The organism is Methanosarcina sp. 2.H.A.1B.4 (assembly GCF_000979385.1).
Lineage (GTDB): Archaea > Halobacteriota > Methanosarcinia > Methanosarcinales > Methanosarcinaceae > Methanosarcina.
Window position 1 is genome coordinate 16,579 of record NZ_JJOV01000002.1, and the last position, 18,677, is coordinate 35,255.

Below are 18,677 nucleotides of genomic sequence, written 5' to 3' on the forward strand. Positions count from 1 at the left end.
AAAAATAGGAAGACAGAAGAAGAAGAAGAAGAAGAGATAAAAGTAACAAGTAAAAACGACTAAGGACCCCTTTAAGAAATTAACATGTAAAAGTGACTAGGGAAACTGATAACTTTCTGCTGTTTTCTGCTGTTTTCTGCTGTTTTCTGCTGTTTTTTCAGGGCCGCCAGACAAGCTGGCGGAGGCATCCGATAATGCATGAATTTAAAACCGGTTTCTGGGGGTAAATGGAAGTATTTATCGGACATGCAGGATTATTTCTTCAGTTCTTTTTTTACCTGGCAGAAGGCCGGTTACAGCCCTGTGTGGTAGGGGAAAATAATCCGGAAATACTATTTCCAACGTTCTGGATAATATCAAAAGATTAATAGGAGACTGCCAGGATTTTTCGTCAGATTTTTTCTGGTTCCTGCACATTTCAATTCATTAGCCAATCAGAGGAAAAGGAAACAGAACTTCATGTTGCCGGGCTAAAGGTTTGAAGAACTACATAAAATAAAGAACTGCATAAAATGGGCTCAAAGCTCGAGATTCCTCCGAAAATCCGTATTGAATTCGGAACCTTTCCGAGCTACTGTATTTAACTGGAATTTCTCCGGGTCGTAGCATTTGAGTCAATGTTTTCCTCTATTGGAGGAATGTTGAGGATATGGAGTTGTGGAGGCCTGATCCCATTCTTCTGGAATTCTATCCAGGTTCTTGTGTGTACATCGGATTCAAACTTGAATTCATCTCTTAGATCATTTACATATGCTTTAGCCCTTAACCTGGTATAAAACGGGAGAGCTTTGTGCAGCAGGGTAACAGGTCTTTTTTTGGAGATGTAAACATATTTGGAGCTTACAACTGCTTCCCGCAAGATCCTCATTGCAGGCTCTACATCTGACTCTCCTGCAATATACAGGTCTATTACAACCATCATTTCCGAAGCCCCATAATTTCCACTGGCAACACTTTCATTGAATATCAGGCTATTCGGAGCCGTGACAGTATTATCATCCGGGGTGACCAATTTCGTTGCCCTTAGCCCTATATCAGTGACTTCACCATAATAATTTCCAAGGGCGATTTTATCCCCTATCTGGTACGGTTTTTCAAATGTAATTACAATTCCTCCGACAAAGTCTGCAAAAAGGTCTTTAACTCCAAAACCGATGGCTGCACCCAGAAGCCCTGTAAGGAGGAACAGTTCCGGCCCGAAAATTATGAATATTTGCCTAAAAATATAATAAAACGCCACAATATAGATTACAAACTTTACCACAGGGATAATCAGTTTTACTTTTACCCTTCCACTTTGGTTCATTTTTTCCGAAAGCTTTGATAAAAGTATGGTAATAACCCTGCCGAGCACATAGGCAATGGAAAGAATCAGGAACATAGTTATGAGGGTTTGAGTATCTATAGACCTGATGGTTTCCAGAAATTGCTGCGCACCTGTGTCTCCATTTGCCATTTACCACACCAGCCTCAGTTTTTCCATATAAGCAACGACGCTGTGCAGGGCTTCAGGCCTGACACGGAAGGAACCGACTTCATCTTTAAAAATTAGTTCCTGATTTAGAAGCCTGAAGATAATTTCATCCGTCCTGAATGCAGAACCTATCATTTCGGCAATTTCGGCTTTTTCCAGAGCCTGGTATGAAAGGATCAGGCTTAAAACAAAGGCTTCTTCGTATTCAAGCTCTATATCAAATGAAAACTGCCCTACATCTTCAGGCTGTATCCGGGGATAATCAAGCCCAAGCTCCCAGATCTTCCATGCAATGCCGGGGTTGCCTTTTGATTCCTGGTAGATCTTTTCAAATACCCGGTCTTCAGCAGTTTGTGTTTCTTTCTTATTCAGGAGGCGGCTCTTAAGGTAAGGGGTGTTTATTTTCGGGACCGGGATGAGGATTTTCCTGCCCAGCGAGGAAAACTCAAGCGGATATTTTACAATGTATATGAGAGGCTCTTCTTCGGACTCTTTACCGTTATAAAATCTGATCTCCGCTTTTCCATACCTTTTGAAGATAAAGAGCCTGAGATTTTCTTTCTCGAAGGCAGGGATGAAGATCTGTACCGGAAAATACCTCTCGAGTCCGAAGGCTTCGTTTAAGTATCTCCAGGAATAAAGGTTCCAGGTAGTGATGAATAGCCTTTCCTGAGAGCTTATCATGTCCAGAAACTCATAAAATATGTCAAAACCGCCGGGTTTTCTCATGTACAGATAGTGGCAGTTGTCAAAGAGCGCTATTCTTTTAGCGTCATCCGGAAGGGAAATCTCCTTTCTGTCCCGGACAATTTCGGAAAAAGTGATTCCTGTAGCCCTGCTTAAATTTATCTTCTCTATTTCACCAAGCAGAGTAGTCTTTCCTGCAAGAGTCCCGGCTACTATGGCTATATTCAGTTTTTTCCCTATCTCATAATCAGCAATTGACGCCTGTATTTCTCCAATTTCGTCCCGCAGTCCGAGAACCTCGACGAAACCGTTTTCTTCAGAGCCGCTGTGCTGAGTCCCCACTGTATCCCCTATTTTATATTCCCTGTATTGTACTTAATAGATACTGCTGATATTTTTGCCCGAATTAAGTTATTTTCAGGAACAGGACTCTTTAAGGTAGTCGCAGGACTTTGTAAGGTAGTCACAGGAATCTTTAAGGTATTAATTTAGTGGAAACGAAATTCGGCTGGAACTTTTAAATATTTATAGCCATTTATAGAGTCTGAAATTTATTCTTAAAAATTTACTCCTCACTTTATTTACTCTATTGAAAACCTCACCCCCTTTCAGGAGAAATAGCTGTGGATGACTGGATGATTTCAACCCTTATCCTTTTTCTTGCCCTCCTTATAGTTTACCTGCTCGTTAAATACATCAAATTTAAAGGCAGGGTCGAATCCCGTGCAAGAGACCTGTATGAAACCTGGCAGACCCGGGAGATGGAACGCCAGGTCTCCGAAAAAGCCGATACTCTCTTCAGGACCTGGAAGCTTGACGAGGAGAAAAAAATCCGCCAGGACGCCGTAAAGAAAAGCGAAGCCGTAATCCGTGGCAAGGTCACGGAACACCTGATCCCTTATTTCCCTGAATTCGAATACAACCCCAAGGACGCGAGATTCCTCGGAACTCCTGTGGACTTCATTATCTTTGACGGCCTTTCAGAAGGAGAAATGAATAAGGTGGTCTTTGTTGAGGTCAAATCCGGAAAAACCTGCGCCCTTTCTCCGAGAGAAAAGCTTGTCAGGGAGTGTATCAACAGAGGAAAGGTAAGCTACGAGATCATCCACAACAAAGAATAATTCCCTTTTGTCAACCTTTTTCCCGGGGCTGCTTTATAAAAATCAATAGTTTTATCAGTGTAAAATTGATAGTTCTATTCGATGAATGACCGACATGAAACGGAAAGTACGGGTCATAATTCCATGAATCGTGTTCCCGGCTGGAATGAAAAGCTTGAATCAGCATTTACTGCCTACAAAGGCCCATACATTGCCGGAAGAGTCGTATCCCGGCATAAAACGGTCTGTGAAATTCTGATTCCGGGTGCTGTCGTACAGGCAGGAATTTCCGGGGCACTCCTGCGAATTGGCAAACAACCGGTAGTAGGGGATTTTGTAGTTTTACTGGACCAGCCGGAACTGGGCTCACGCATAATTGTGAATATCCTCCCCAGAAGGACCTGCCTGTCAAGAGGGGCTCCGGGGGATGGGAGCGGGGAGCAGGTGCTTGCTGCAAATCTTGATACTATCTTTATTGTAACTTCAGTGGGAAAAGACCTTAACCTTCGAAGGCTTGAAAGGTATCTTACCGTTGTGTATTCCTCCGGGGCAAGCCCGGTAATTTTGCTGAACAAAATCGACCTTGCGGATGACCCTGTCCTGATAACAGAAAAAATACAGTCTATTGCAGGGGACGTTCCGGTTATTCCTTTAAGTGCCCTTTCAAAAGACGGGCTTGATGCACTCAGTCCTTATCTCAACCCCGGGGAAACAGTGGCACTTATAGGTTCCTCCGGCGTTGGAAAATCCACGCTTATCAACGCTTTTTTCGATAAAGCTATCCAGAAAACCGCGGATGTCCGGAAAGACGATGAGAAAGGGAGACACACTACAACAGTCCGCCAGCTGTTCCTGCTTCCCAACGGCGCAATTGTTATAGATAACCCGGGGATCAGGGAAATCCAGCTTGGAGACTCTTCTGAGGGCCTTGAAAAAGCTTTTTCCGAGATTGTCCTTGCAGCCCGCAACTGCCGGTTCAAAGACTGCACTCACCTTGATGAACCAGGCTGTGCTGTCCTGCAGGCAGTAAAGGACGGGCTTATTCCGGAGGAGCGGCTGGACAGCTATCACAGGTTAAACGACGAACTCATATTCCAGTCGAAAAAATCAGAAATCGGACTGAAACGGCTTGAAAAAGAAAAATACAGGGAAATTGCAGTGACCATAAAAAAATATCGAAAATTTACGGGCAAGCCGTAAGCTGAATGCTCTGCGTAAACTCAACCGGTACCCCCTGAATTGTCCTCCAGAACAAGCTGAAACCCTGCCATATCTTCTGATTTTGAAGTTTCAGGAAAAACCCGGAGGACTGTTTTAATCCAGCTTTTCTCCCTCTACATAACACCCAAAATAAGTATTTTGCTCCACTTTTTTAAGGACACTGTTAATGCTTTCCAGCGTGGCTTCCATCTTATCCATTCTCTTCTCGATCTCCTGCAATCTGACAAGAATTTCCTGATCCGTAGTCACAATATCAACCCCTGATAGATCTACGAAAGCTAGCATTTGGCATAATAGAAGTTTCTGATGTATATTCCAGTATATTCTGCAATGTTCTTATAATCAACGGAAAACCTCACTGCTGTCTGATTTAAATAAAATCAAGGTCTATTTTTACCGGGGAATGGGATAAGAAAGGGGGAGAAAAGACAATGTTGAGAATTGCAGTAACCGGCAGGCCCGGAATTGGGAAATCAACAGTTGTTGCAAAAACCGCTGAAAAACTTGCCGATCAGCCGGGCTTCAAAATAGGCGGCATCCAGACAACCGAAATCCGGAAAGAAGGACAGAGGGAAGGTTTTTCAATTCGGGATCTTGCTACCGGGGAAACCGGAATCCTGAGCAGAGTCAGGGGGAGTGGGCCGAGGATAGGAAAGTACCACGTCAACCTCGAAGACCTTGAGAAAATCGGGGCAAATGCTCTCAGGAATGCCCTGGACTGTGACCTGATAGTTATCGATGAGGTCGGGCCGATGGAGCTTAAATCCGAGGCTTTTGTTTTGGCGGTTGAAGCAGTCCTGGAATCCGATAAACCGGTTCTGGCAGTGCTGCACAGGTCAAGCAGTCACCTGCTGGCTCAGAGGATAAGGAAAGAATTCGAGGTTTTGACGGTTGATGAGGGGAACCGGGATGAGCTGCCTGAAAAAATCGCTGCCAGGCTGAGATAAAGGAATCAGCATTTTCCGGTCAATACTTAACACCAGGGTTGCCGGTTAATTACCCCTCATACATGTCTAAAAAACGAATAATTGGGTTTTATTTCTGGTTAAACTGCCCATTTCTCAAGATTTATTCTTTCTCTTGCAGGTGATCTTATTCTCCTTCACACCCACCATCGCTTCCGGACCCTCCTCCACCACGGTGGCCTTTAGTTCCGGATCCTGCTCCACCATGGTAGCCTTTAGTTCCGGGTCCTCCTGCTCCACCTTCACCTCCGGATTCACCTCCATCATCACACCCTCCATCGCTTCCGGATCCTCCTCCGTCGTGGCCTCCACTTCCGGATCCTCCTCCGCCATAATAACCGCCACCGCTTGAATCGGTTGCAACAGTGGATTTACCCGCTTCCCCTATCATGCACATTGCGCTGATGCATAATGCAAATGCCAGGAAAAAAACTACTATCTTTTTCATTTATTTTCCTCTTTCAAAATTCCCCTTTCTTATAGATTTTTGGCAACTTTTAATTTTTCCCGATGTTACTCATACGAATATTTTTTCCATAACATAGGTTCAACAAAAGTGTCATGGTGTTATTTTTTTCATAAGGATATATAATATCAGGAAAGTTTGTTTCTGCTTTAAAAACTTTATACATATATTGTTCAACTTCATTCCCGATCTTCAAACGCCAAAGCTCAAATTATTATGGATACTGAAAGTTTTTTCATCTTTAAATCAATTATAGGGAGGCGATTAAGATCCCCGGTTGATGGAAGGACCTGCAAGAGGGCAGTTAATCTGGTTTTGATTAATTATTTTTAGTAATGGCCATGAAAATACCAATGGTACGTTTAAAGACGTATTCTCAGGCATTTATTTATATATATCTTAATTTATTATAAAAGTGGGGTGTTTTTAAAAGTCCAGATTTCTTACTTACATGACTCATTTATAGGGGGTATGAAAATGAATATTAATAACGAAAACAAAATTAAATGGGATATTGACACTTCAATATTAAACAACAAGTTCATTTTAAAAGAGCTCATCAAAGTTTTAGGAATTGCTATTCTGGTCACAGCCACTATTGTATTTTTGATAATCCTTCCATCAATTCTCGATAATCAGTTTTATTCTGACGGCACGAACCTTTCAGGGTTCAAATATGCCCTGATGCTGATTAGCCTAGTATTCTTATTGACCGCCCTTTTCATCTTTACTTACTACGGGAACAAATACGAACTCACATACATAATGGACGAAAAAGGAGTTGAGACCCGGACCCGGGCCGGGCAGAAAAAGAAAAACAGTAAGGTAAACTTTTTACTCATTATCCTTGGGCTTCTTCTCCGGAACCCAACAGCAGCAGGAACGGGCTTCCTGGCAAATGCCGGACAATATCAGGTTATGAAGTGGAAAAACGTAAAAAAAGTAACTTTTTACCCCCGCAACAATACGATTGTGTTGTCAGGAGGATACGGTATCAAAAGTATCGTTTTCTGTACAGGAGATAATTACGGGCCGGTCTCGTCCAGGATCAGCTCTCACTGTAGAGCACCCTGTCTGGTCAAAGAAAAATAAGTTGCCTGAATAAATCGACCCTGTCCGCCGTATCCTACTTTACTTGTGGGAGAGCAGGGCTAGCAGGATCAAGAATATTACTATAAAAAGTTTTGAGGTAACCAGAATTAGTTTGTTCCTCAATATCCTTTCTTTTTCCGATTTTTCGTCCTTTTCCGATTTTTCGTCTTTTTCGAGGTTTTGCTCCAGACTTTCGGCCATCCTTTTCGTTCCTTATCTTTTTTATGTTAATTTCTTTTTAAAGCTTGAATAATTTTTCCTTTTTCTCCGGGAAAACCGTAACCCGGATCCGGGCTAAATATTGTTCCGGGCTCAGGAGCGTCATCAATATTTTCAGATCAGGAGCTGCCCGGTTTGCCAGTCATTGATTATTTTGGCAGCTGTCCTCATTTCATCCACCTCGCCTTTCTTTTGCAGGAAATTGCACTGCTTGCCTATCAGTTCAAGTACGGAAGAACCGGTCTGGGCTTCGATTGTGATATTGTAACAGGACTCAAGGGCAGTTTTGTTTTCGGCAAGCATTTTTTCTATTATCTTAAGGGCAACGCCGAGTGGATCCCGCAGGTGAGTTACATCCTTTATCCCTAGCAGGCCCTGTACATATTCATCGTTTTCATCGAAGGGGATGACTCCCGGGGTATCAATAAACATGATACGTGAACCTGCACCCACATGCTGCACTCCTTTTGTGTGGCCGGATATGGGGGAGGTGCTCGCCCTATGCCTGCCGGTAACGCCGTTAATTACGGAGGACTTGCCTACATTAGGATAACCGAGGGTGCCGACAAGGATATCACGCTCTTTTATATTGCAGGCGGATGCAAGTATCTGGTGCCTTAACATGGTTGTCCCGGACCTGTCCTTGCTGGATATAAAAACCGTAGGGGCAATTTTGGAGAGGCGGGATTTGGTTTTATCAAGTTTCTCTTTTGATACGAGGTCGCACTTATTGATGACTATTATGAAAGGTTTCTTTAAACGGATAATATCCTTTTCAACTTCACTGTTTCGGGTCTCTTCCGGAAACCGGGCGTCTATGACTTCAAGAAGGACATCAGCTTTTTTTATAACATCCCTTACCAGGACTTTGTAGCTTGCCATCGGTTGTGCTATGAGGAATAAGGATATAAGGATATCTTCAAATTAAGGACATCTTCAATTAAGGATATATTCAAATGGGAAACTTTTGTTTCCATAACCTGTGACTTGAGGAGCAGAATAAATACAAAACATTAAAAAAGGGCAGTCAGCAGTAACCGATACACTCGGCAAAATCCATGCAATGGTTTCTAAGATAATGATTTTTCAGCTAATGGTTTCTAAGATAATGATTTCTCAGCTAATGGTTTCTAAGATAATGATTTCTCAGCTAATGGTTTCTAAGATAATGATTTCTCAGCTACAGATTTTCAGCTATTGATTTTTTGGCTCTCTAATACCTTTGGAACGGGTTCAGCTGTCCTCTGTCGGGTTACCGGCAGTTCAAATCTAAAAGATGAACCTTCTCCGATTTTACTTTCCACATATATATTGCCGCCGTGCATTTCAACATACTTTTTAACGAGGGTGAGCCCCAGTCCAGTACCTTCGAAAGTGCGGCTTAGAGAAGAATCAATCTGGATAAATGGATTATAAATTTTGTCAAGGCTATCTTCCGAGATTCCGATTCCAGTATCTCTGACGGTAATAATTGCAAGGTCGTTTTCCTGTTTTGAGATTACATCAATTGAACCGCCTGCAGGCGTGAACTTTATAGCATTACTTAATAAGTTGATCATAATCTGCTGGAACTTACCTTCATCGGCAGAGATCCATAATCTCCGATTTTCGGAATTATAATTTAATTTGATATTTGCCTCCTGAGCCTGCGGCATCGTCTTCGAGATAATTTTATTGATAGATTCATCAACCGAAAATTTTTCTATATTGAGTTCTTCATTTCCTGCTTCTGCTTTTGATAACTCGAGTATGTCGTTGATGATGTTGAGGAGGTTTTTTCCGCTTAAAGAAATGAACTGAACATACCGGGATTGCTTTTCGTTAAGGGGCCCTGCAATTCCTTCATTAAGAAGGTCAGAAAACCCGATTACAGAGTTCAAAGGAGTCTTCAGTTCGTGACTCATGTTGGTCAAAAACTCACTTTTTGTGCGGTTTGCTACTTCAGCAGCTGTTTTTGCATTTATTAGAGCCTCTTCTGCTATTTTTCTAACGGTTATATCCCTTATAACCACAACAATTGCCGGCTGATCCCGGTAGATTATTTTTGTACCAAGACCTTCAATCCAGAAAGGCTCTCCCCTGGAAGAGATTGCTTTGTAAACACTGAGGTAGCCTCCCTTATCATTGAGAACATTTATCTGGTCTTCAATTGCAATCGGTAATGATTCGGGAGCAAGGTATTTTGCAATGCTCTTACCTTTTACCTCTTCGAGCTCCAGATCAAACATTTTTCCAACAGCAGCGTTTGCAGCTATGAGCCTGCCTTCAAAATCAAGTATCAGAATACCATCGAGAGTATTATTGGCAAGAGTGCGGAAGTTCTCTTCACTTGCTTTCAATGCCTTTTCAGCTTTTTTACGTTCTGTAATATCCCGGACATACACTATCAGCTTTTCTTCATTGCCCAGTTTGAGTCTTCTGGTTGTAATTTCGGCTGGAAAGAATGTGCCGTCCTTTCTTTTGTTAATCCTCTCGACTGCTTTATTCCCTGTGGTTTCTTTACTGATTAGTATATTTTTAAGGTTTCTGGAAAAGTTCTCAGGAAGAAGATCAGTTACATCCAGCTTCAGGATCTCCTCTTTATCATACCCGAAAATTTTGCAGGCGGCATCATTACAGTCAACAATTTTTCCACTATTTGATTCTATGAATACGCCGTCAATTGAGAGTTCCACAACCTGTTTGAATTTTTCTTCGGATGCCGCAAGTTCCCTTTCTGCCTTCTTGCTGGAAGTGATATCATAGATATTTATTAAAAGAAGTTCCTTCTCTTTAACTTTGATTGTATTGACATACACCTCTACATGCTTTATTTCTCCACTGGAGAGTTTATGGCAGGAATAGAAATGGCCTTTCTTTTCGGAAAAAACCTGCTGGCTAATTTCTCTATTTCTTTCCAGAGAGAAGGAATCAATGTCAGTGATTTTTTTTGCAGTTATCTCTTCATAAGTGTACCCGTAGTAAGCGCATGCAGGATCGTTTGCATCGACAATACGATAACTGAGCGGGTTTACTAGAAGCGTGACAGCCGGGCTGTTGTTAAAAAGTTGTTTATATCTGTTCTCACTTTCCTGAAGAGCTTCATAATTCTTTTTTATTCTAATTAAAGACTTTATCCTTGTTTTAAGCTCAAATCTATCTATTGGCTTATGAATGAAATCGTCAGCTCCGCATTGAGTTGCTTTTATTTTGTTCGGCTTCTCAAAAAACCCGGAAATTATAATTATGGGTATGAACCTGGAGCCGGGATCACTTTTGAGTATGCTGCATATCTCATACCCGTCACTTTCAGGCAGCATCAGGTCTAATAAAATCAAATCCGGAAGTTCAGCTTTTACAAGTTCAATAGCTTCTTTTCCGGTATATGCAGGGATAGGAAGATATTCATCTTCGAGCTGTAAACATAGTAATTCTACCTGATCCCTTTCGTCATCAATTATGAGAACTTTTGGTTTATCGGAGGCGTCCAATTCTATCATCTTGAGTACCATTTTTCATGGTTTATGCGACTAAATAAAAAATATTATATAGATCAACTATCTGTATGATTTCAACTTATATAATTTCTTTTCTCAAATAAAATGGAAAAGTTTCAGATTATAACATATTTTTCCAGGAAAAAATTTTCTAATTTTTGAGTGTTCTTCAGTACATAATCAGAGAGTATTGCCGTGAAATTACTTTTAATAGTGTTGATCTTCCTCAGGATTGCATGAATGATTCGCCAGGAATCACATTAAAAAAGCGCCCACCACTGGATAAAAAATGTATCACATTTATACAGTTGAGTTTACACAATTTTTCTTTTCAGTTAAACTGGTTTGCAAGAGTATATATGAGCTCAGGCTTAATTGAGGCTTAAAGGCTTGATTGAAACTGAAATGGGTAAAAAGTGTTAGAGGTTAGAAGAGATTTAAGGTGAATTAAAAAATGGTCATCCCTGGCTACAAGGTTGATATTTGGCATCAGGTTTCCAGACTGCCTAATGCTTTTGTTTTTATCTACTGTACGCAAGCGGGCTCAAGCAGGGCGCAGCACGTGGAAAGAAGGTTAACAGGAGATACAACAAAAGGTCATTTCGGAATCATACCAACCAATTAACCAGGGAGCACAAAAGAAGGTGTAAGTAAAATTCAGACTAAAATTAAATGTAAAATAAAAAATAAAATTGTGTTTTTTAAAGCTCAGTGTTCAGTTTTTTTCCCAGAATTCCTCAGCTTCTTCTTCCATTTCTTCCAGCCTGTCATAATAGTCCGGAAACTCGTTAAGATGAGCCAGAGCAATCTTTCCTGTCATTATGGGGTCGTCGTTAGTAACGTTTGTTGCGGGGTCTATGGTTCCATGTTCCAGCTCTACGTCCATGCCTCTGCGGAACTGGTCGACATCGAACTTATCCCATTTAATTCCCAGTTGTTCCCCAACTGCCTTTGCTTCTTCAGCGGAAAAATTTGTGGTTGTCAACATTATCACTCCGGGTAATGGTTTGATATGTTTGTGTACTTAAGGGTTGTCCTGCAAAATGTCCGTTTTTATTTGTCCTTTTACAGGAAGGTTTTATCCTTTAGTGAAAAGGCATGTTCTGTCATTAAAGAGTATGTCCTATCCTTATATTTATCATCTATATGAAAATATAAAGGAGGGAGTGACACATGTCAGAAAAAGATCTTTTGTTTATGAGACGCGCCATTGAACTTTCCCTCGAAAGTGTAAAAAGAGGAGGAGGACCGTTTGGGGCCGTGATAACGAAAAATGGGAAAATAGTTTCTGAAAGCTGCAATCAGGTCACCGTACTTAACGATCCGACCGCCCATGCAGAGATCAGTGCCATCAGAGAGGCAGCCCGGAAACTGAATACCTTTGACCTCAGCGGCTGTGAGATCTACGCTTCCTGTGAGCCCTGCCCCATGTGCCTTGGAGCCATTTACTGGGCAAGGATAGATAGAGTTTTTTTTGCCAACACAAGGTCTGATGCCGAAAATATCGGCTTTGACGACTCCTTCATATACGAGGAAATTTCACGCCCCCTCAGGGAACGAAAAATAGAATTCCGACAACTCCTCAGGGAAGAGGCTCTTGAAGCTTTTGGGGCGTGGGAAGAATCTGAGAATAAGGTGGAATACTGAACCCGAGAATAAGGTGGAATACTGAACCCGAGTATAAGGTGAAATACTGAGCCGGCCTGAACACAACAACCGGACTCAACCTTTCTTTTTGAACTCTACAGTAAAATTTATAAATAGAACACCTCGTCTAAACATTAGCTTTTCTGGTTTTTCATTTTACGCGAATACTTTGGAATAATTGATTCTATGTAGGCGAACTGATTTCTTTCATTAGAGCATAATTAATATGGGGCTTTGAATTCAATCCGGGAAAGTTTCTGTTCTGGCGTTTGCACTTTGCGCTTTTTGGTAACTTTTCCACAGCGTCATTAAAATTTAAATTTGTTACAGTACTATTTAACTCATATTTAGTTCAGACAAAATCTTATGAGGGGAATTCGGGAAATATGCCTGCAAACAAAAGCAAGTACATCCGCTGGTTTGAAGAGACCACGATCGAGGACGTCCCGCTGGTGGGCGGGAAGAATGCTTCCCTTGGGGAAATGTACAGGGAACTTACTTCGAAAGGTGTGAGGATTCCAAATGGCTTTTCAGTCACTTCTGAAGCTTACTGGCATACCCTGAAAGCCGGAGAAATTCTCGAAAAGCTCAAAAAGACAATGGAAGGGCTTGATACTGCGGATGTTGCAGACCTTGCAAAAAGGGGGAAGATTGCAAGGGACCTGATCCTTGGAGCCGGAATTCCGGATGACCTCTGGGGGGAAATCAAAGATGCCTATGACCGCCTCTGCGAGCAGTATGGAGAAGATACGGATGTAGCTGTGCGGAGTTCGGCAACGGCTGAAGACCTGCCAACTGCTTCTTTTGCAGGGCAGCAGGAGACTTACCTCAACATCAGGGGCTATCCCGGGCTTCGGGATGCCTGCACGCGCTGTTTTGCCTCACTCTTTACGGACAGGGCCATTTCCTACCGTGTAACCAACAATTTCGACCACTTCAAGGTAGCCCTTTCCATAGGAATCATGAAAATGGTCAGGTCGGATCTGGCTTCCAGCGGGGTTATTTTTACCCTTGACACGGAAACAGGATTCAGAGACGTGGTCTTTATTACAGGCACATACGGGCTTGGAGAGAATATCGTTCAGGGGCAGGTCAATCCCGATGAGTTCTACGTCTTCAAACCGACTTTCAAGGAAGGATACAAGCCGATCATCCAGAAGAAGATAGGAAGCAAAGAAATCAAGATGATCTACGGCAGGGGAGATTCCAAAGTGCTCACCCGGAACGTGGAGGTTCCTGAGGCTGAAAGGTTGCGCTTCTGTATTAATGACGAAGAGGTGCTCAAGCTTGCCGGATATGCAATCGATATTGAAGACCATTATTCTAACAAGTACAGGGAATCCAGGCCCATGGACATCGAGTGGGCAAAGGACGGCATAACAGGAGAACTCTTCATAGTACAGGCAAGGCCCGAAACCGTCCAGTCCCAGAGAGAAAAGGATATGCTGGAAACCTATGTCCTTGAAGAAAAATCCGAAGTCCTTGCAAAAGGCAGGAGCGTGGGGGATAAGATCGCTTCCGGAAAGGTCCGTGTGATCCCTGATGTTTCGTACCTGCCCTCTTTCAAACCCGGAGAGATCCTGATTGCGGACACAACCACTCCTGACTGGGAACCAATTATGAAAACCGCAGCCGCTATTGTCACAAACAAAGGGGGACGGACCTGCCATGCGGCTATTGTCAGTCGGGAACTCGGAATCCCTGCGGTTGTCGGGGCTGGAAACGCGACTGAAGTCCTCGAAACAGGCAGGGAAATTACTGTTAGCTGTGCCGAGGGAGAAGATGGGCTTGTATACGCAGGTATCCTTCCCTTCCATAAAGACACCCTTAGCCTCAAAGACCTGGAACGCCCCAAAACCGAGATTATGATGAACCTTGGAAACCCTGAAAGCGCTTTTGCGTTTTCCATGATTCCCAATGACGGGATCGGGCTTGCAAGGCTCGAGTTCATTATTACAAGCTATATCAAAGTCCATCCTATGGCCCTTGTGCATCCGGAAAAGGTCAAAGACCCGGGAGAACTCCGGGAGATCGAAAAACTGATACGGGGATATGAGAAAAAAGAAGATTATTTTGTCGAGCAGCTTGCCAGAGGCGTCGGGTTGATTACTGCGGCTTTTTACCCGAAGCCTGTTGTGGTCAGGATGAGCGACTTCAAGACCAACGAATATGCAAGCCTTGTTGGGGGCAGCTATTTTGAAATGGAAGAAAACAATCCCATGATAGGATTCAGGGGGGCTTCCCGTTACTTTGATGAGCGCTACAGGGAAGGTTTTGCCCTTGAGTGCAGGGCTATGAAAAAGGTCAGGGATGAAATGGGGCTTACGAACCTTATTCTTATGATCCCTTTTTGCCGGACCATTGAGGAAGCGAAGAAAGTCATTGCCGAGATGGAGAAAAACGGGCTCAGGCGTGGAGAAAACGGACTTCAGGTCTATGTTATGTGCGAAATCCCCAATAACGTCCTGCTTGTCGACGAGTTCAGCGAAGTCTTTGACGGCTTTTCTATAGGCTCAAACGACCTGACCCAGCTGACCCTTGGAGTTGACCGTGACTCCGAACTGCTTGCCGCGGAATTCGATGAGCGGGACCCGGGAGTTATGAAAATAATGTCAATGGCAGTGCAGGGAGCAAAACGGAATGGAAGGCACAGCGGGATCTGCGGGCAGGCTCCGAGTGATTTCCCTGAGATTGCAGAATTCCTGGTAAAAGAGGGGATCGATTCTATTTCCCTTAATCCGGACTCTGTTATGAAAATCACCCTTCAGGTTCTTAAAACTGAAAAGGAGCTCGGAAGGCATTGAAAAACGACCCGGGAATCTGCCGACTTACTTATTATGAAGTTGGCCAAATTTTCAGCCGACAATTGCCAGAGGTCGGTTATCAACAGCTATCGATCAGTGGCTATCCATAAATGGTGATTTATGATTATCCAGGGCAATCCCCGCCGGTTGGGAACTGTAGATATTTGCAGAATATGTCATACCTGCATTAAAAATAAGTTAATGCAGGTAAATCTATATACACAATGCAGTAAATATTCATATTGGGTGTAAAAAATACAAAGGAAGCAATTAATTATGCAGAAAATAACCAAAACACAAATTACAGGGGATAAAAAAGAGCCGGAGAATATATTTTTTTTGAAAAGATGTCCGGAGTGCCATTCCAAACTTGAAAACGATCTTTTCAGAGGGTTCCAATATTGTACTGTGTGCGGGTACTGGACAAGAAAAGAAACCGCAAGGCTTGAACCGCTAATGATTATGGAGTGAGTAGAGATATGTTTGACTTCCCTTCAAAATGTGTCAGATGTGACACACCTCTTAAAAAACAGATAATTGGCTCAAATAATTTTTACTACTGCAGAAAATGTGGGTGTACGTCCTCAGTTACATCGGTCAGTGCATCCACTCAATCCGCAGTCCAGGAAATAGCTAACATTTAAAGCGATATTCAGATAACTGATTTTCAAGAACTGTACTAAAGCTAAACTGATATTAACGTTCCAGAAGCCGAAAATAGTATCGAGATGGTTAATATCTGAACTGGGAATCTTAAAACATGTCTAAGGCAAGCCTGGCTCTGACCAACTAGCGATGTCAACTACCCGCTAAATCTAAAGATTTAACGGGTTTCCTGTTGAGGTTTTATGAATTTCGGGCCAGGCACCTGTTTTTGAATTATTTTTTATTTTTCCGGGCATTCCCGGGGTTTCTGGCTGGCATTATTCCAAAAAACCTGAAATGGGATATGGATTTCTTTCTTTCCGAATACCGTGCACCGCTTGAGCCCGCCTGCATATAGTAAATAAAAAACAAAAAAACTATATGTACTGGCAACTCAGATTCCAGAATACCAACCATGTAATCAGATACGGTTTTTTCTATTCTTTCTTTTTATTTTACTTTTTATTTTGGAACCTTTTCCTTCCAGTTTATCGGGTTTCCAACAGGAAAATAAAATTTTAAGTAACTTGAACAGAAAAAGGTATATGAGTTTTAGAATTCAATATGCAACATTAACCTCAACAATTGCATAAACCTGAAAACAGCTTTAAAACAGCTTTAATACTAGAAACCCTTTCTGTTTGATCCGCATGGTCGAAAAAGAAATAGATTCATTATGCAGTCAGTATGGCCTGAAGCCGACAAGCCTCTCTGACCTTATGCTAAAGGTCAATTCTCCTGACCCGGGCCTGGAGTACGGCTTTACCGGAGAAGAAAACTCACTCTATCTCCCCATTTATGAAGAACTGAAGGCCGTCAGTTCTCTTTCCGGGACTGGAAACGATTTTCAGGCTTACATTCAGCTTGTCCTTAACCCTGAGAAAGCAAGTTCGGAATACCTTGCAGACTTTTTCAACAATCCTCTCGGCCTGAAGATCCGGAAGGCCTGGGAGACGAGGGGCTTTATCCTGAGACCTGAAACCCGGGAACCTGAAGAGCCGGCTATGGCACTCTCTGAGGTTTCTGCCCTGCATGAAGCTGCCGGAGATGCTTATTTATCAGGAGAATCGGGATTTTCAGGAATAATCACCTCTCTGGCGGCAAATGAAATCACATTTAAAGGCAAAGTTTCGGTTGAAAATATGTGTACGGAAACAGGGGAGAACACTTCTTTACTTTCAGGTACGGCTGTTCCTCTTCTTCCCGGAATATCATCTTTTCCGAATGTGGATCTTGATTCTCTTACACATAGCAAACTCTATCTCCCTGACCTGCAGGTCCAGCTTGAGGTCCTTAAAATCAAAGCTCTCACAAAGGAACTTATTTCCCAGCTAAGTGTGTTCGAATGCAGGCTTTCAACCTATCCCAAGAGTATAACCCATATCCGCAAGAAGCTCGAACTTATCCGGGAGGCGGTGAAGCTTGCAAATGATTCGGACTACATTCTGGAGCTGATCCGTCGAGGGGAGAGCAAGAAGCTTGAGTTCAAGTCCACGCTGCGAATGAACCTTCTTAGTGGAAAGCCTGACTGGAATATAGAACATGCAGTACTGAAGACGATAGTCGCGTACCTGAACACTGACGGCGGAATACTTCTTGTTGGCGTCTCCAACAGCGGGGAGGTTCTGGGAATCAAAAACGACGGCTTTCCGAATGAGGATAAGTTCCTCCTGCATTTCAAACAGCTCATAAAGCAGCATATCGGCCTTAACTACGCTCCCATGATAGAGTACGCCCTTGTGCCTGTAAGCGGTAAAAACATCCTGGAAATCGACTGCAGAAAAAGTGATAAGGCTGTTTTCCTCAATCCTGATAAAAATGACGAAGAGTTTTATATCCGCATAGGCCCCTCAAGCGAAAGGCTCACAGGCAGTAAACTGATCGAGTACGTGAATAGGCAGTATAACGGAAAACAGGGTTAACCAACCCTGTCTGATAATCCTGTCTGATAATCCTGTCTGATTACCCGGCATGTGTTAAAAATTTGAAGGTTCAAGAGTTTTGAACTCTCAAACCTGAAGGTTTCAAATTACTGGCCCGAATATGTTTATTATTCCCGTGGCAGTCAGGTCCACTGCAAGAGCCGCAAGCAAAAGCCCCATGAGCCTTGTAAAGACCAGCATTCCATTATATCCTATAAACTTGTGGAGCCTCCTCGAGAAAAGGAAGACAAACAGGCAGATTATGAATGCAAATATAATAGATATGAGAACGATTGCTTTTTGTTGAACGCCATCTGCCACTCCCATAAGGACAATTACTGTGCTGATAGTACCCGGACCTGTCAGGAGCGGAAGGCCGATCGGAAATACCCAGATATCTTCCCGTTCCTGGGACTGAGTAATTTCTTCTTCAGTAATGCTCTCCCTTGAGACCTTTGCATGCATCATGTCAAATGCTATACTGAAAAGCAGGAGTCCTCCCGCAACCCTTAGTGAGTCCACACTGATGCTGAATAATTTAAGTATCACGCTTCCGGTAATTGCAAAAAAGAGGGCGATTACGCACGCGAGCACCACTGCTTTTTTTGCGATTTCATTTTTTTCCTTGCGGGTCATCTTGCTCGTCAGGGAGATAAAAGTTACAACTCCGCTGATAGGGCTTACAACCACAAAGATGGATGAGAATACATAGATGAAAAACCCGAGGTTTCCAGTTACCATTTTTTTCTCCTGCCCCTTTACAGATCTCCAGGTTTTATGTACAATTTTGTTATTCTTATAATATTTACCTTTTGAGTTTGCCAGGTTTTTTGTATTCGATTTTTTAAATTGAAATCTAAAAGTTCAATCAATATAATCTGGACACTCTGAATAATCTGGATATCCTGAATTTAAAGTTTTCCAGAGAGTTTTATTTCACGATACTTTGATGAGGAAGT

At 42.6% G+C, this 18,677-nt stretch carries 17 protein-coding genes; 8 read left to right on the forward strand and 9 right to left on the reverse strand.

Annotated features, from left to right (window positions below):
• Positions 1-580: 580 nt before the first annotated feature.
• On the reverse strand, positions 581-1,456 hold the full coding sequence (locus EO92_RS00190) for a mechanosensitive ion channel family protein (protein ID WP_048168643.1): 876 nt from the start codon (positions 1,454-1,456) through the stop codon (positions 581-583).
• Complete coding sequence (locus tag EO92_RS00195) at positions 1,457-2,503, reverse strand: hypothetical protein (RefSeq protein WP_048132385.1); 1,047 nt, start codon at positions 2,501-2,503, stop codon at positions 1,457-1,459.
• A 281-nt stretch (positions 2,504-2,784) separates the two neighbouring features.
• On the opposite strand from EO92_RS00195, the gene EO92_RS00200 reads away from it, so the two are divergent.
• Both EO92_RS00200 and rsgA read left to right on the forward strand, forming a co-directional pair.
• Entirely contained in the window at positions 2,785-3,282 is a 498-nt protein-coding gene (locus EO92_RS00200) for a Holliday junction resolvase-like protein (RefSeq protein ID WP_235283102.1), read from the forward strand.
• A gap of 81 nt (positions 3,283-3,363) precedes the next feature.
• Complete coding sequence (gene rsgA / locus EO92_RS00205) at positions 3,364-4,461, forward strand: ribosome small subunit-dependent GTPase A (protein WP_048168644.1); 1,098 nt, start codon at positions 3,364-3,366, stop codon at positions 4,459-4,461.
• A 114-nt stretch (positions 4,462-4,575) separates the two neighbouring features.
• Here the strand turns inward: rsgA and EO92_RS00210 are convergent, their stop codons facing one another.
• The gene (locus EO92_RS00210) at positions 4,576-4,767 is read right to left on the reverse strand and encodes a hypothetical protein (protein WP_048168645.1); all 192 of its coding nucleotides are present in this window, start codon (positions 4,765-4,767) and stop codon (positions 4,576-4,578) included.
• A gap of 146 nt (positions 4,768-4,913) precedes the next feature.
• Here EO92_RS00210 and EO92_RS00215 point away from each other — a divergent pair, with 146 nt between their 5' ends.
• Complete coding sequence (locus EO92_RS00215; RefSeq protein ID WP_048168646.1) at positions 4,914-5,429, forward strand: NTPase; 516 nt, start codon at positions 4,914-4,916, stop codon at positions 5,427-5,429.
• A gap of 145 nt (positions 5,430-5,574) precedes the next feature.
• Here the strand turns inward: EO92_RS00215 and EO92_RS00220 are convergent, their stop codons facing one another.
• Positions 5,575-5,895 (reverse strand): hypothetical protein, encoded by a 321-nt coding sequence (locus tag EO92_RS00220; protein ID WP_048168647.1) that lies wholly within the window; start codon positions 5,893-5,895, stop codon positions 5,575-5,577.
• 495 nt (positions 5,896-6,390) lie between these two features.
• Between EO92_RS00220 and EO92_RS00225 the strand changes: the two genes are divergently transcribed.
• Complete coding sequence (locus EO92_RS00225; RefSeq protein WP_048168648.1) at positions 6,391-7,005, forward strand: hypothetical protein; 615 nt, start codon at positions 6,391-6,393, stop codon at positions 7,003-7,005.
• A 39-nt stretch (positions 7,006-7,044) separates the two neighbouring features.
• Here EO92_RS00225 and EO92_RS17335 read toward each other — a convergent pair whose 3' ends face one another.
• The 4 genes from EO92_RS17335 to EO92_RS00240 form a co-directional block, all read right to left on the reverse strand.
• A complete protein-coding gene (locus EO92_RS17335) occupies positions 7,045-7,206 on the reverse strand; it encodes a hypothetical protein (RefSeq protein ID WP_156161173.1) in 162 nt (53 codons plus the stop codon).
• A 132-nt stretch (positions 7,207-7,338) separates the two neighbouring features.
• Positions 7,339-8,106 carry a GTPase gene (locus EO92_RS00230; protein ID WP_048168649.1) on the reverse strand — a complete coding sequence of 256 codons (768 nt, stop codon included), beginning with the start codon at positions 8,104-8,106 and terminating at the stop codon, positions 7,339-7,341.
• A gap of 308 nt (positions 8,107-8,414) precedes the next feature.
• Positions 8,415-10,715, reverse strand: a complete 2,301-nt coding sequence (locus tag EO92_RS00235; protein WP_048133713.1) for a PAS domain S-box protein — start codon at positions 10,713-10,715, stop codon at positions 8,415-8,417.
• Between the two features lie 700 nt (positions 10,716-11,415).
• Positions 11,416-11,688 (reverse strand): DUF5661 family protein, encoded by a 273-nt coding sequence (locus EO92_RS00240; protein ID WP_048133712.1) that lies wholly within the window; start codon positions 11,686-11,688, stop codon positions 11,416-11,418.
• A gap of 185 nt (positions 11,689-11,873) precedes the next feature.
• On the opposite strand from EO92_RS00240, the gene EO92_RS00245 reads away from it, so the two are divergent.
• The 4 genes from EO92_RS00245 to EO92_RS00260 all read left to right on the forward strand — a co-directional run bounded on the left by EO92_RS00245 (position 11,874) and on the right by EO92_RS00260 (position 17,718).
• On the forward strand, positions 11,874-12,347 hold the full coding sequence (locus EO92_RS00245) for a nucleoside deaminase (RefSeq protein WP_048168650.1): 474 nt from the start codon (positions 11,874-11,876) through the stop codon (positions 12,345-12,347).
• A 386-nt stretch (positions 12,348-12,733) separates the two neighbouring features.
• On the forward strand, positions 12,734-15,151 hold the full coding sequence (gene ppsA, locus EO92_RS00250; protein WP_048168651.1) for a phosphoenolpyruvate synthase: 2,418 nt from the start codon (positions 12,734-12,736) through the stop codon (positions 15,149-15,151).
• Positions 15,152-15,490: 339 nt separating this feature from the next.
• A complete protein-coding gene (locus EO92_RS18705) occupies positions 15,491-15,622 on the forward strand; it encodes a hypothetical protein (protein WP_255350313.1) in 132 nt (43 codons plus the stop codon).
• Between the two features lie 824 nt (positions 15,623-16,446).
• A complete protein-coding gene (locus EO92_RS00260; RefSeq protein ID WP_048162487.1) occupies positions 16,447-17,718 on the forward strand; it encodes a helix-turn-helix domain-containing protein in 1,272 nt (423 codons plus the stop codon).
• A gap of 102 nt (positions 17,719-17,820) precedes the next feature.
• Here the strand turns inward: EO92_RS00260 and EO92_RS00265 are convergent, their stop codons facing one another.
• The gene (locus EO92_RS00265) at positions 17,821-18,459 is read right to left on the reverse strand and encodes a MarC family protein (RefSeq protein ID WP_048168652.1); all 639 of its coding nucleotides are present in this window, start codon (positions 18,457-18,459) and stop codon (positions 17,821-17,823) included.
• Between the last annotated feature and the right edge of the window lie 218 nt (positions 18,460-18,677).

Coding starts and splice junctions, on each gene's coding strand:
- EO92_RS00190 (WP_048168643.1), bottom strand. CDS start 1,456: ATGGCAAATGGAGACACAGGTGCGCAGCAATTTCTGGAAACCATCAGG.
- rsgA (WP_048168644.1), top strand. CDS start 3,364: ATGAATGACCGACATGAAACGGAAAGTACGGGTCATAATTCCATGAAT.
- EO92_RS00210 (WP_048168645.1), bottom strand. CDS start 4,767: ATGCTAGCTTTCGTAGATCTATCAGGGGTTGATATTGTGACTACGGAT.
- EO92_RS00215 (WP_048168646.1), top strand. CDS start 4,914: ATGTTGAGAATTGCAGTAACCGGCAGGCCCGGAATTGGGAAATCAACA.
- EO92_RS00220 (WP_048168647.1), bottom strand. CDS start 5,895: ATGAAAAAGATAGTAGTTTTTTTCCTGGCATTTGCATTATGCATCAGC.
- EO92_RS00225 (WP_048168648.1), top strand. CDS start 6,391: ATGAATATTAATAACGAAAACAAAATTAAATGGGATATTGACACTTCA.
- EO92_RS17335 (WP_156161173.1), bottom strand. CDS start 7,206: ATGGCCGAAAGTCTGGAGCAAAACCTCGAAAAAGACGAAAAATCGGAA.
- EO92_RS00230 (WP_048168649.1), bottom strand. CDS start 8,106: ATGGCAAGCTACAAAGTCCTGGTAAGGGATGTTATAAAAAAAGCTGAT.
- EO92_RS00235 (WP_048133713.1), bottom strand. CDS start 10,715: ATGGTACTCAAGATGATAGAATTGGACGCCTCCGATAAACCAAAAGTT.
- EO92_RS00240 (WP_048133712.1), bottom strand. CDS start 11,688: ATGTTGACAACCACAAATTTTTCCGCTGAAGAAGCAAAGGCAGTTGGG.
- EO92_RS00245 (WP_048168650.1), top strand. CDS start 11,874: ATGTCAGAAAAAGATCTTTTGTTTATGAGACGCGCCATTGAACTTTCC.
- ppsA (WP_048168651.1), top strand. CDS start 12,734: ATGCCTGCAAACAAAAGCAAGTACATCCGCTGGTTTGAAGAGACCACG.
- EO92_RS00260 (WP_048162487.1), top strand. CDS start 16,447: ATGGTCGAAAAAGAAATAGATTCATTATGCAGTCAGTATGGCCTGAAG.
- EO92_RS00265 (WP_048168652.1), bottom strand. CDS start 18,459: ATGGTAACTGGAAACCTCGGGTTTTTCATCTATGTATTCTCATCCATC.